This is a genomic window from Acinetobacter sp. YH12076, from assembly GCF_013419525.1.
Lineage (GTDB): Bacteria > Pseudomonadota > Gammaproteobacteria > Pseudomonadales > Moraxellaceae > Acinetobacter > Acinetobacter amyesii.
On record NZ_VOZY01000010.1, the window covers coordinates 60,257 to 73,628 of the forward strand.

Sequence of the window (13,372 nt, forward strand, 5' to 3'; positions counted from 1 at the left end):
AGGTATTCTATGTTTAAAACAACAACAGCACCGCAAGACCCACTGATTTTGCAGTTGGTTCCCATTGTGACACAAGCTTGCGAAATTTTGCGAGAAGAATATCGGCGTTATTGCTCAGGTGCAGATTTTGATGTTGAACGTAAAAGTGATGATTCACCTGTAACGCAAGCTGACTATCGTGCAAATAGCTATATTACCCAAGCATTATCTATAGTTTCTAACTTGCCTGTATTGTCAGAAGAAGGTGACAAGTCTGAACGTATGCAATGGCAAAAATTTTGGCTGCTTGATCCTTTGGATGGTACCAAAGAGTTTTTACATAAAAGACCTGAATTTACCATTAATCTGAGTTTGGTTGAGGGTGCTAATACTACCTTTGCCATATTGGCGATTCCGGGGGAATATAGCGTATATATTTGCCCATTTGCGGGACTGCCGCTGAAATATGATAGCCAGTCAACCACATGGTATGAATATGTTCAAGCCTCTGTAGAGAATGTCGTACACGTTGGCTTGAGTCAAAGTGCCAAAAATAAGCCGATTTATACGGACTATCTAGACGCTTTAGAAAAACTCACTCCTTATCAGGCATACCATGCTGGTAGTGCATATAAGTTTTGTATGATGTTAGAAGATCGAGTTGATATTTACCCGCGTTTTCATCCCACCTGTGAATGGGATACGAGCGCTGGACAATGTTTAATCGAGCGTATTGGTGGTGGTTTGGTTGATTTTAAAGGTCGCGCTTTTTTATATAACCAGCGCAAGACTTTATTAAATGGTGGATTTATTGCATTTAAAAATGCCGAAATGAAAGAATTGGCCTTAAATGCTTTGGCAAACATGCCTGACAAAACTTGAGCTAAATCGGGTTCATGCTATAGTGTCTGCACACTCCGTTAAATCTCCTGCATATAAGAACTGTCAATTATGGCCCTAGATTTGCTCCCTCCTAGTATGCTGAAAGCAATAGACTTATTGCCGGATGAAAAGACGCCTGTAACATTGTTTACACGTCATTCCATTCGTGAAGTTGTACAAGGACAGGGGTTGGCCGGTTATGACTTACAACTGACCCATCAAGGACGTGATTTAGCCGAAGCGTGGGGCAGCTATTTGGTTGAAAATACCGATCGTGTTATTCAACACTGTATTTCTAGTCCAATTCAGCGCTGTGTGGATACGGCAGCATTGATGATTCAAGGTGCAGATAACGTCACGATTGAGCCAAATACCCACCATATCGAGATCATTGAACAAGGATTATTGGTCGAGCCGGGAAGTTTTGTGCTCGATATTAAAAAAGCAGGACCATACTTTCAAAAGCAAGGTGCTTTAGGCTTTATCAATAGTTTTGTGAATAATGCTTTGCCGGGTATGAAACAGCCCATTCATGGGGTGGTAGATGTTTTGGAGTTGATTTACAACACTCATCCAACCAATGATTATGGTCTGAGTCTAGCGGTGAGTCATGATACGATTTTGGCTGCAATTCTTGCCATTATTTCAGGTAAAAATATCGTGACACGCGAAGATTGGCCTAAAATGATGGAAGGTTTATTTGTTTGGTTTGAAGGAGATGTATTCCTTGAGTCAAAACTGAAATGGATTTGGCGTGGTGAACTAAATGAATTAAATATTCGTGAATTTCAGCAAGCTGAACAGCAACTTTAAGAAATTTTGCTAATAATAAAAAATTTATAAAAGGCATCCATGTGCGGATGCCTTTTTTATCTGTTTCAGTATTTCATTAAATAAAAGATTAAATATTGGCTTTAATTCGTGCAGGATACTGATTTAAATCAATACTTGAACCGTCGTCACTATAAGGCCAGCGGCTAGTATTGACAGGTAGATGCTGTTGGTGGATTCGACTGTATTTGTCTGCAGCAATCAATGTCGCAATGTCATGATCTTTAATGCTATACGCTTGCACGAGTTCAGCTGGATATTGTGTGCGTTCAAAAAATTCAGCTTCTGTTTCCCCTTGATGCAGTGCAAAGATACGTTCTACAGCTGGTAAGTACACGCCATATGCTAACCATGAGTCTACACCTTGAGAGGCTTGAATCTCAGCGGTCGATTTCATATTTGAAATGACTTTACCTAAAATGTCTTTTTCACCTTTAGATGTAAAATATTCAATATATTGATTTTCTGCTTCTGCAAATTTTTCTAATGATGGCAAAAATTGGTTAATCGACATTTTTATCCCTCTTTTCATTTGTACAGCAATGGCTGCCTAGGATGAAAATTAAAATACCATAAAAAATATATGGGATTAAGCCATTTCTTAAAATTTTTATTTACAAAGTTTCTAAAAATATCCTGACAATTTCTGTCGGGAATATACGATTGTATTAACAGGTCTACATCTTAATTTTAGTTGAAAAGTGAAATACCTGTCACATTAATAATGATTCTACCAATACAAAATATTTAGATTTTATTTGAATTGTTAATAAGTGACAAAACACGGCAATTGAATGATTAAAAAAAAGAAAATAGCATTAAATTTGTTGTAAATTATAGATTTATATATTTTTATGTAAGTCTCTTTATTGGATTTTTTTTGTGGCTAATTGGGGAATAGTAGTGAAAAGTGTGATAGATTTTTCATATAACAAATTATCAATTTGTATTGTGTCATTAATGTTAGTTGCTTGTGGTGGTGGAGGCGGTGGTGATAGTTCAAGTGGTTCTGCATCAACTGCAAATTATCCAGAACCGACCCAAGACATAGTCGATGATACCAGTATTGGCTTTTATGATTACGATGCAAATGATGCTGTTCGTGAAATACGAAATGATTTAGTCGGCAGCTTTTCAGCGCAAGTTCAATTTGGTCAAAGTCATGTTGTAGACCCGAATGCAAACGAAGCCAAGAAAATGCCACGGTTAACCAGTGAAAAAGAAGCGCTGCTTATCGTGACGCCAACACTTGATATGCAAAACATCAAGCAACTCAAAGTAGAAATCTATCAAAACAACCTCTTAATTCGTACCGCGACATTGGATGATCCGACGCAAATGCCTGTTTCAGACCAGAGTGGGCAAAGAGGTCGTTCAGATGTTTGGTACAGTAAACGCGCGTGGACCACGAAACTTAATTGGGATGAAGTTAAACCCGGTCTAAGATTAAAATTTATCGACGCAAATAAAGCCAGCGGTGAATTGGCTGAGGATAAAATCGATTTTGCTGCACCAGGGGAATTGGTTTTAAATAATATCCGTGTTGGTATGTTGGCAGATAAGCCAAATTCTACCGGCCACTATATGCTACTAGAGCCTGAAAAAGCGGGCACAGATTATTTCCAAACCATTCCTGCAGCGGAAATGACGGTTGCACAATATGATGATATTCAGTTAACACGTGCAATGGTATCTTCAGGTGTTATTTATGACAGTAAAAGTGCCGGAGATGGTGGTGTTTATGCAGGAGACATGCGTGAGGATGTCGGTAAATCAACCTTTAGTGTTGGTATAAACCTTGCTAACTGGGGTATTACCAGTGCATCTATGGCCAACCAAAGTCAGCCACAATTAACCCAAACAGTAGTTGTCCATCATACGAAGGGGAACTATGCCAATGGTGTGCATACTCATGGACTGAGTGGTGGTAATGGCATGCTCACGCTTTATGATTCTGTAGGGAATGAATTTAGCCATGAAATTGGCCATCACTATGGTTTAGGACATTACCCTGGTCAGGTAGGTGACAATCTATTTTGGGCTGCACATCATGCGGACAGTGGATGGGGTTATATTGCCAATCGCAATATGATGCGCGGAAATCTATCATGGACGGCGACATGGAAGTGGGATGGAGCGAATGGTATCCCAAATTTTAAAAATTTGTTTCCGTACGGAAAAGATGCCATGTCCGGCGGGTATCCTGATAGTAATGTATCACGCTACACACACTATACGGGTTACAGCACATTCCTGAAAATTCAACCACACTTTGACCGTTATGTCTGGGATGAAACATCACCTACCGGCTACAAAAAGTGGAATAAAACCACTCGTGAAATGGAAGTCGCTCAACCGAAGATGCCAAATTCTACGGCTCCGGTTTGGTATAGCGCAGATCAAAATTATCCACGACCACGGGTCTTTGGTCAGCCCGTAATTACCATTTTAGGGGGCTATGATCCAGTCAATCAAGTTGGTTTGTTGTATCCTGCTGCACGCTCAAACTGGGGTAATGTGTATGACTTAAATGCCGCCAATACCGCTTTGGATCAAGCGGCATGTTGGTTGAATGTGCAATACACGAATAAAGTCAACAATATTGCTTTAGCACCTGCACGATTAGGCAGTAATGCCAATAAATTGCATGTCAATTTAGCTTTGGCAGATCAACCACAGAAAGTTGATTTGTATTGTAAAAAAGCAGGTGAAGAAGCCAAGTTATTAGCAAATATTGATATTCCAGTCTACAGCACAGCGATCAAGCCGGCTGTCAAAATTGGGCGTCAGCATGGTTATAGTGCATTGCGTGCTATCGAACTTCCTCAATTAGAAAGTGCTTTGGAAGCGCAAGCTGCAAATGCTGTTGTTGCTCTTAATCCAACTGAAAAAATGCTGTATGAGTCATATAAAAATGACAAGTCATTGATGAATAGTGTGGCGCGTCAGCAATTAACCCGTTATGAGTCGCAACAAAACACAGCATACCGACTAAATCGTTGGATGAATGTGTATGCACAAGACCTAACCAATCAAGTTCCTGAGGCACAAAGCGCACTCGAAGCATTTATGAAAAAGCTTTCAGTATCTCAGGAAGGTATGTTCGAGCAGGCGACATTGATCAAAAATGGTAATAACTGTTTGAAAGCAGAAACATTAACCGATGGAAAATTAAACTTATATATTAGTGGTCCAAGCGGATGTACTGCGGACGAATCGGAACAGTGGGTATATGATGCGATTGGTCGGATACACAGCAAGTCAAATCCAGATCAATGTATTACAGGCAACGGTGGTTCAGCTAAAGTGACGCTAGAACGCTGCATGTTAAACCAAACCAACCAAATTTGGACCATGGACCCTGCGACTACAACGATTCGTCAAAGTGGTCAATGTATGGATTTAAATACGGGACGTTTGCAAAATAACCGTGCGGATTTAATTCGATATAGCTGTACCAATGGTGGCAATCAACGTTGGACAAATTTGACAGCAAGCCAAAACTTATTATGGACGTACTTATCAGCGACGAATATGAAACTGATTAATAAATAATCTGTAAATAGAAAATAAGGTCCATCGAGGACCTTATTTTTTTGCTTTTAAAAATCTATAGGCACAAAAAAAGCCCTAAAAAGGGCTTTTTTCATCGCAACAAATTAGTTAGCTAAAGCTTTAACTTGTGCATTTAAACGGCTCTTATGACGAGCAGCTTTGTTTTTATGGATGATGCCTTTATCAGCCATACGATCGATAACAGGAACAGCTTTTTTGTAAGCTTCTGTAGCGACAGCATAATCACCAGCAGCAATAGCAGCTACTGTGCGTTTAAGATAAGTACGAACCATAGAACGTAAGCTTGCGTTGTGTTGACGTGCTTTAACGTTTTGACGAGCACGTTTTTTTGCTTGAGCAGAGTTTGCCACTCGTGCACTCCTTGAAATAGATTGGTCTGGGCGGGCTGAAATTACATCTGAAAACCAACATCAGAAGAACTATCACCAGCCCGTAAACAAGTGCCATATTGTGATTAAACTAAGCGCTTAAGTCAAGTCTTGACATGCTTTGACAACATTTTAGATGCAGAAAAATTTTAAAGAAAACGTTAGATTAGTCTAAAGTGATTGAGATTGTATGAAAAATGACTAAAAGTATAGAGAATGCGATTGTCATCGGAGCAACAGGATTGGTCGGGCGGGAATTGGTTCGTCAGCTCAGTCAAAATGCAAGATGTAAGAATATTACTGCTGTGGTACGTCAGCGTGACCATGAACTGAATGGACTGGCAAAAGTTCAACAAATGGTGATCAGTGACTTTCTTTCTCTGACTCAGGATGATGTAAGAGATTATAGTCATGCCTTTAGTTGTTTAGGCTCGACCATTAAAAAAGCAGGGTCTAAAGATAATTTTTATCAAATTGATTTTAGCATCAATGCGCATTTTGCTGAATTATTAGAATATACAGACACACATCTGATCATTGTCAGTGCAATGGGCGCAAAAGCCAATTCCGCGTTTTTTTATAATCGAGTCAAAGGTGAATTGGAATATTATTTAAAAACCTTAAAGTTAAATCAACTTTCGATTTTAAAACCTTCGCTGTTACTTGGTGAGCGTCATGAATCTCGACGTTTAGAAGATGCGACACAGAAACTTTATATGCGCTTTTCGCATTTTGTACCTGATCGTTTCAAATTTAAGCCAGTGACAGCACAGCAAGTGGCTCATACTATGGTCGAGGCGGCACAAACTCAGACTGAAAAGTTCGAGATTTATGATAATTTACGCATACTAACAATTAAATGAGGGAAATACCGTGTCTACAGTTCCATTCGTCACTTGTGATTTACTTGATGATCATCCAGACAAAGAATTACAAGTGGTGATCCCATCAATGGATGGTAAATTCTTTCAAAGTTATGGTGCACGAAAAAGTTTTGGCGGTCAGGTGGTGACGGTCAAATGTTTTGAAGATAACTCTCGTGTTAAAGAATTATTGGCAACCGATGGTACGGGTAAAGTATTGGTTGTGGATGGTGGTGCGTCGATGCGCTGTGCCTTGATGGGCGATATGATTGCTGAATCTGCAGTCAACAATCATTGGAATGGTGTCATTATTTACGGCTGTGTGCGTGATGTCGATGCGATAGCCGAACTTGATTTAGGTGTGCATGCTTTGGCTGCGATTCCACAAAAAAGTAACCGCAAAGGCGTGGGTGAAACAGATATTCCATTAAGTTTTGGTGGTGTAAACATTCAATCTGGTGATTTTATTTATGCTGACAATAACGGCATTGTTGTTTCAAAAGAGCAATTGGTTGCTCTATAAGTGTGTTTGAATTTTTAGTCGTGAAATGAAAGCGTGATTTTTGCTCATACACGACGATATAAATGTGAAAAAGTAAATACAAACATCAGCTGAGGGCACTCGGCTGTTGTATAAAAAATACGAAATAAAAGAAGAAAGGAAGAAAAGTATGTTGTTGCATCAATTAAAAGTGGCGCAAGCGTTGCTCTCAGGCGTAGTAGAGGGAGGACGTGGTACAAATGGGACGCCTTATCCCAAACAACCTGAAAAAGCCCTTAAACTGTACGAATTTGAAGGTTCTCCCTATTGCCGTCGTGTGCGTGAAGTTTTGACCACACTTAATTTGGATTATGAGGTTTACCCATGTCCCAAAGGGGCTAAAAAGTACCGTTTAGAGGTACAGAAATTAGGTGGAAAACAGCAATTCCCTTTCTTGGTGGATGACAATACAGGGGATCGTTTGTACGAATCTCAGCAAATTATTCATCATTTATTTAAACATTATGGCAAAACAGGTCAGACTCCTAAGAAATATGCCAGTTATCCTAAAATTCCGTATGTTGCCTATGTTGGAACCTTAATTAATGGGGCTCAAGGAGTGTGGGTGCAGCGTAAAGTTATCCATCGTGATGCTCCAAGTCAACTCTTAGAACTATGGGGTTTTGAAGCGAGTCCATATACACGCATCGTACGTAGCACATTGTCTGAAATGGAGCTGGCATATACTTTTCATAATGTGGCCAAGGAGCGTTGGCAAGATCAGGGATTAGCGATAATGCGCTTAAAACCGGGTAAATATGTACCTCTAAAAGGTGGTAAGCGTGAACAAGTGTTAAAAATCATGGGGAACAATATTCAAGTACCATACTTGAAAGACCCTAATACTGGTGTAGAACTTTTTGAATCTGAAAAAATTGTAAAATATCTGAAAAAGCAATATTTGAGCTAATCTTACTCAAGTTTAAGCTAAGTACAGTGTATAGTCAGACTGATGGCTATACACATATTGTAATGTTAAGTGGATTTAAAATTAGAAGAAAAATGCATCATAGCTGCATCAATTGAATTAGAATAAATTATTAAAAATAAGAAATTTACTTAGTTATAGGGATATCCTAAAAGGATTAAACTCATTAATGTAAAAGACATTTCATTTTTTCGGGGGAAGTAAATCATGTCACCACAAGAAGTCATACTACCCGTACCGGTGCTCGTCGTTGAAGATGAGGAAATTATTCAATTACGTTTACGTCAAATTTTGACGGAGCTGGGTTATAAGCGTGAAGAGCTTATCTTCACCAAAAATGTTAAAGAATCTATTCAAGCCGTAGAGACCCAACCGATATCCTTAGCCTTAGTTGACTTAGGTTTGCCTGATGGTAGTGGTATCGAAATTATTGAAAAAATACGTTCCCTCGAAAGTAATACTATGATCTTGGTTGTCTCTGCATGGAGTACACAAGAAAGCTTATTTGCTGCGATTAAAGCAGGCGCAACAGGCTATGTATTAAAAGAACGTGATGATGCTGAAGTACTTTTATCTATTCGGAGTATTTTACGTGGTGGGGCGCCGATTGACCCATTTATTGCACGAGAAATCCTCAAACAAATATCTGAAGCTGAAGCACCAAGTCCAGAACAAACAGTCGCCGATGAAGCAGACTTAAACCTGCTGACCAGTCGTGAAAAAGAAATTTTATGTTTGGTTGCTCAAGGTTTGAGTAATCGTGAGATTGCTGAACAGCTTTTTGTATCACGCTATACCGTAGAAAGCCATATTAAACATATTTACCGAAAATTAGCCGTAACGAAACGAACAAAAGCCGTGAGTACAGCAAGATCTATGGGTATTTTATAATGCGTAAAGGAGGATATTTTGTATTATTTATCCTCTGTTTAGTATGGGGGAGCTTGAGTCATGCAGAGCAAGTATTCCCTGTAAATGATCAATGTAATGTAACTGTGAATAGCATTTCACGGGTGAAAACACCATCCAATCAAGAATTACCCCGAACGGGATGGAAAACCACACAATTACCTGATCGTTGGAAAGAAGATAAAGACTGGGAAGGTTATCAAGGTGGTGCTTGGTATAAACTAGACTGGTCTTGGTACTGTAAAAATAATGCCCGTTTGGCAGAACCCATCGTACTATATATTGATTATATCATTAATACGGGTTCAGTCTTTCTGAATGGCGACTTGCTGTGGACCAATAAAAATCTTCAAGAACCGATTTCTAAAAGTTGGAATGTTGCGCGCTATTGGATTTTACCGATAAGTGGAATCAAACATGATCATAATGAAACTTTGATCTATGTGTATGGTTACTCGAGTTTAAATGCTGGCTTGGGCCCAGTAGTATTTAACAATGTAATGGCAACGGTTGAGCAAGCTGAAAAAACAACGTTTACACGTCGGACCATATTACAGTTAAATATTTTTCTTTCTGGGGTCTTGGGTCTAATTTGCTTTATTATTTGGTTGATGCGTCCTCGTGATACCAGTTTTGGCTGGTTTGCGCTTTCAACAGTGCTGTGGATTTTATTTCTCAGTAATGCCCTGACTACTGAAACCTTTCCATACCCAGATTCGGTTTTTTCTGCCAAAGCTAATCTGATATTTGTAATGCTGTACTTTCAGTGCTTTAGCATTTATATCTTACGCTTTCTTGGGCGTAAGTTTCCACGAATAGAACTGTCATTTACAATGTTGACTGCTGCACTGATTGGTGTGGTGTGTATCTGGCCATTTGAACAAAATGCAGATATTTCGAGCCTTATTTTCTTTTTGTATTGTGCATTCTTTTTTATCACTTACCTCTATCTGTGTAAAATTTGTTTCAAAGAACGAAGAAAGGACTATATTTTATTAGCAATCTGTTTGACTGCGATAATTGTGATAGTCATAGCTGACATCATGGTCTTGGTACTCTTTCCAAAAGAAAATTTTACACCTTTATCACCCTTTACTTCACCGATTATAACCTTATTTATAGTGGTGATCTTGGGGGCGAGACTCAATCGAAATATACAGAAAATTGAAAAATATAATGATGATTTGGCATTTGAAGTTCAGAAAGTCAGTGATGAACTATGTAGTAGCTTGAATGATAAACATCAGCTTGAACTGAGTAATGTACGCCTGCAGGAACGGATTAAATTATCGCATGATCTGCATGATGGTCTGGGCGCATCCATTGTGCGCTCGATGATCTTGGTTGATCAGTGCGAAAGTAATATTCCAAACAAACAGTTCTTGTCGATGTTGAAATTATTGCGCGATGATTTAAGGCAAATTATTGATAGTGGATCATCTTTAGACAGTAAAGTGCCAGATTCACCTTTGCTCTGGATCGCACCTGTTCGACATCGCTTTAGTCAGTTGATGGATGAAGTGGAAATGAATGCCAAATGGTGTATTCCTTCGCAGTGGGCGATCAAACCAACGGCAATTCAGTGTCTGACTTTAATACGAGTGATTGAAGAAAGCCTGACCAATATTGTGAAACATAGCCAAGCAAATCATGTCAATGTCACGCTGTCACAGTTCGAAAATGGCGCATTGTTATTAACTATTGAAGATGATGGCGTCGGTTTTGATGTTGAGAGTGTTTCAAATCATGGCATGAGTATCGGTATGAGAAGTATGAAAATGCGTGTGGAGCGTATAGGCGGAAATTTCAAAATTCATTCTCAGCAAGGCTGTACCATTATTCAAACAGAAATTAATTTAAAATCAGCTGCATAAAATAATATGTTGAAATAATAAAAATGATGATCAATTCGATATTAAGTCATCTAAAGCGCATTGCATTCTTCTGCTGTGTCACTTTTATCGCCGCTTGTGGTTCGCAGGATCATGCGTCTAAACCAGGTGAGTATGGGCAGATTTTGTTCCAACAAGCAGTGTTAAGTACCGAAGAAATTCAACAATTACTCAGTGAAAGTCAAAGCGATACAAATGCATTAAACACTAAAAATTTTGCAGTGGATTACACGGCGACATCGAGCCAAAACCCATATCGTGCAGTCTTGTTGGTCAGAGGTAGGGCAATGACCAGTGGTGAGGCATCTGTAAAATTTCAAATTGATAACTACAATGCCGCTATTCAACAAATCTCAAGCAATCTTATGCAAATGGATGCAGGTGTTGATCAGGTTGAACGATTAGAAACATTGGATGCAGGACAAGATTTTATTTTTGTTATGGACGGTGCGCCGTTTTCAGTCAATGCTGCCATTGAGCCAAATAGTATGACCAGTCAACTGAGTTTGTTAGAGTCAAGGAATGTGGAGTTTCAAAGTATTGAATTACAAATTTGGCAAGGCAAAGGTAGTCAATACGGTGTAATGCGCTATCTTTGGTTTATTGGATTGGTGTTATTGATTGTATGGGTTTATCGTGTGATCGTGGAGAAAAAAGCCGATCAAGTCGAAGATTTTTTAAATCGTAGAAAGCGAAAATAATGCTATTCAGCAGTATAAAAAGGGAGCATGACGCTCCCTTTTTATTGAGTTTATTCAGCTTCCGTTGGGACGAGCATCAGCACAGATTCATTTAATAGCATGGCAATATCTTCTAAGATATCAGCATCATATAAAGATTCGTCTAGCGCTAGACTTTGGCCATCGGCAATGGTTTTTAAATGCACTGCAAATTCGTCTGAGATACAGATTCCTTCGCCATTTGCCCAAAACAAAATATCACCGTCTTGCTCTGTATATAGTAAGCGTGAAGCCGGTTCTAACATGAGCTGATAGCCTTGATCTAGAGCTTCCTCTAAATCACCAGTGCCAATTTCTTCGGCTTCAGGAATATTGTCAGGATATTTAGGTTCTGACATTAAGCTCATGATTGCATCTTCAAGTACGGTTGAATTATGTAATTGTTCAAATAACTTTTCTTTTAAATACTCAAGTTCATTTTCAGTCACTTGGCCAATCGCACTGATTTGGTCACGTATAATGTCAGTTAATGGATTTTTAAGTAGAGGATTGTTTGTGAATTTGTCTGTCACTCGATCCATCATTTCAGTGAAATTTGGCATGCGGAAGCCAAATGAATAGGTCAGACATTCATCTTCAGCTACGCCATAGTGTGATAGGCCTGGTGGCACATAAAGTAAGTCGCCGGGAGCAAGCACTTCATCAAAATGTACGTCCATTTCTGGTAGTAAGCGAAGTGGTTGACCTTCTACAAATGCAGTATCTGCATCACACATCTGACCCAATTGCCAACGGCGATGACCATAGCCTTGTACGAGGAAGACATCGTAAAAATCAAAATGTTGTCCGACAGAGCCGCCTTTTTGTGCATACGACACCATGATGTCATCACGACGCCATTGCGGAATAAATGAAAACTGCTTCCATAGCTCGGCTAAGTCAAAAGAATAATGATCAACAGCTTGAACCAATAAAGTCCAGAGTTTCGGCATTTTTTGAAAATCGGCTTTAAGTAGTGGAGAAGATTTCACTGTCCATTGGTTTGGATCACGATCTTTTTGCTTGATGAGACGTGCAGTGACGTTATCTTCTAAAGCCAATTCAAGAATGTCTTTGGGTTCTAGTATATGGGCAATTTCAGGGAGTGCATTACGAACCAATAATGGTTTTTTCTGCCAATATTCGGCAAGGAACTGTTCAGCGCTGATACCGCCGAGGATGTCAAGAGAATGAGCCATAGCTAAATACATACAATTTCAATGGATATATTGTCCCTTGAGATTCCAGTTTTTAGCAAGGCTCTATTTCATTAAATTATTTCGATTAGCTTGAGACTATTTTAAAGGATTGTCTTTGAGATATTGCATGACTAATTTTTCAACTTCCAAATCATAGCTATTGGCAGCAGCCGTAGTCGCTGAAAATTTCATGAATTGCTCAAAATGTGCATTGGTATCAATTTTAGTATTTTCTTTATCAGATATTAATTTGAAATGATTCGGCATGACTTTTGCCATCATTTCAATGTTTTCGGTTTGTAGTTTTAGAAGTTTTTTTACTTCAACTGTTTGTGGTTGAATGCTTTCAAATTTTTGTTTGCCTAGAGCAACCAGTTTATTGATTTGTTGTTCTGGCCTGTTACTACCACCGGTTTTGGTCTTAGTGCCTAGCTGTTGAATGATTTGCTCCTGCATTGCAGCGCCTTGTTGTTCTAATTCAGCATGGATAAATTTATATTGAACCCATTCATTGACTAAGTTTTTGTTGTATTGCTGAGAGTTGGTTACAGTTTGATTCACTGTATTGGTATGACCGTTTGTCGAACAAAATAGAAGGCTAATGCTAATGAGGCTAGATGAAATTAAATTAAACGTTTTCATGTTTTCAGTTCTTGGTTGTAATAAATAAGTAAGTGACTTTTTA

Annotated in this window: 13 protein-coding genes; 9 read left to right on the top strand and 4 right to left on the bottom strand. The window is 38.9% G+C overall.

The window, feature by feature from the left end:
- Positions 1–9: 9 nt before the first annotated feature.
- Both FTU22_RS11255 and FTU22_RS11260 read left to right on the top strand, forming a co-directional pair.
- Positions 10–861 carry a 3'(2'),5'-bisphosphate nucleotidase CysQ gene (locus FTU22_RS11255; RefSeq protein ID WP_180094496.1) on the top strand — a complete coding sequence of 284 codons (852 nt, stop codon included), beginning with the start codon at positions 10–12 and terminating at the stop codon, positions 859–861.
- 69 nt (positions 862–930) lie between these two features.
- Positions 931–1,674, top strand: a complete 744-nt coding sequence (locus tag FTU22_RS11260) for a histidine phosphatase family protein (protein ID WP_078188709.1) — start codon at positions 931–933, stop codon at positions 1,672–1,674.
- Between the two features lie 88 nt (positions 1,675–1,762).
- Here FTU22_RS11260 and FTU22_RS11265 read toward each other — a convergent pair whose 3' ends face one another.
- Positions 1,763–2,206 carry a hypothetical protein gene (locus tag FTU22_RS11265; RefSeq protein WP_078193520.1) on the bottom strand — a complete coding sequence of 148 codons (444 nt, stop codon included), beginning with the start codon at positions 2,204–2,206 and terminating at the stop codon, positions 1,763–1,765.
- A gap of 446 nt (positions 2,207–2,652) precedes the next feature.
- Between FTU22_RS11265 and FTU22_RS11270 the strand changes: the two genes are divergently transcribed.
- Positions 2,653–5,247 carry a M66 family metalloprotease gene (locus FTU22_RS11270; RefSeq protein WP_180094497.1) on the top strand — a complete coding sequence of 865 codons (2,595 nt, stop codon included), beginning with the start codon at positions 2,653–2,655 and terminating at the stop codon, positions 5,245–5,247.
- Between the two features lie 104 nt (positions 5,248–5,351).
- On the opposite strand, the gene rpsT is transcribed toward FTU22_RS11270, so the two are convergent.
- Positions 5,352–5,618 carry a 30S ribosomal protein S20 gene (rpsT, locus tag FTU22_RS11275; protein WP_078188707.1) on the bottom strand — a complete coding sequence of 89 codons (267 nt, stop codon included), beginning with the start codon at positions 5,616–5,618 and terminating at the stop codon, positions 5,352–5,354.
- Between the two features lie 215 nt (positions 5,619–5,833).
- Here rpsT and FTU22_RS11280 point away from each other — a divergent pair, with 215 nt between their 5' ends.
- From FTU22_RS11280 to FTU22_RS11305, 6 genes are all read left to right on the top strand, one after another.
- Complete coding sequence (locus tag FTU22_RS11280; protein WP_180094499.1) at positions 5,834–6,499, top strand: NAD(P)H-binding protein; 666 nt, start codon at positions 5,834–5,836, stop codon at positions 6,497–6,499.
- A gap of 10 nt (positions 6,500–6,509) precedes the next feature.
- The gene (gene rraA / locus FTU22_RS11285; RefSeq protein ID WP_078193517.1) at positions 6,510–7,022 is read left to right on the top strand and encodes a ribonuclease E activity regulator RraA; all 513 of its coding nucleotides are present in this window, start codon (positions 6,510–6,512) and stop codon (positions 7,020–7,022) included.
- 148 nt (positions 7,023–7,170) lie between these two features.
- Entirely contained in the window at positions 7,171–7,950 is a 780-nt protein-coding gene (locus FTU22_RS11290) for a glutathione S-transferase N-terminal domain-containing protein (RefSeq protein ID WP_180094501.1), read from the top strand.
- A gap of 225 nt (positions 7,951–8,175) precedes the next feature.
- Positions 8,176–8,859, top strand: coding sequence for a response regulator transcription factor (locus FTU22_RS11295; RefSeq protein WP_078188703.1), 684 nt, complete (start codon positions 8,176–8,178; stop codon positions 8,857–8,859).
- Positions 8,859–10,751, top strand: coding sequence for an ATP-binding protein (locus FTU22_RS11300; RefSeq protein WP_180094503.1), 1,893 nt, complete (start codon positions 8,859–8,861; stop codon positions 10,749–10,751). The genes FTU22_RS11295 and FTU22_RS11300 overlap by 1 nt, the downstream gene beginning before the upstream one ends.
- 23 nt (positions 10,752–10,774) lie before the next feature.
- Positions 10,775–11,470 (top strand): hypothetical protein, encoded by a 696-nt coding sequence (locus FTU22_RS11305; RefSeq protein WP_180094505.1) that lies wholly within the window; start codon positions 10,775–10,777, stop codon positions 11,468–11,470.
- A 50-nt stretch (positions 11,471–11,520) separates the two neighbouring features.
- Here FTU22_RS11305 and FTU22_RS11310 read toward each other — a convergent pair whose 3' ends face one another.
- The gene (locus FTU22_RS11310) at positions 11,521–12,687 is read right to left on the bottom strand and encodes a cupin domain-containing protein (RefSeq protein ID WP_180094507.1); all 1,167 of its coding nucleotides are present in this window, start codon (positions 12,685–12,687) and stop codon (positions 11,521–11,523) included.
- Between the two features lie 96 nt (positions 12,688–12,783).
- Complete coding sequence (locus tag FTU22_RS11315) at positions 12,784–13,329, bottom strand: hypothetical protein (RefSeq protein WP_180094509.1); 546 nt, start codon at positions 13,327–13,329, stop codon at positions 12,784–12,786.
- Between the last annotated feature and the right edge of the window lie 43 nt (positions 13,330–13,372).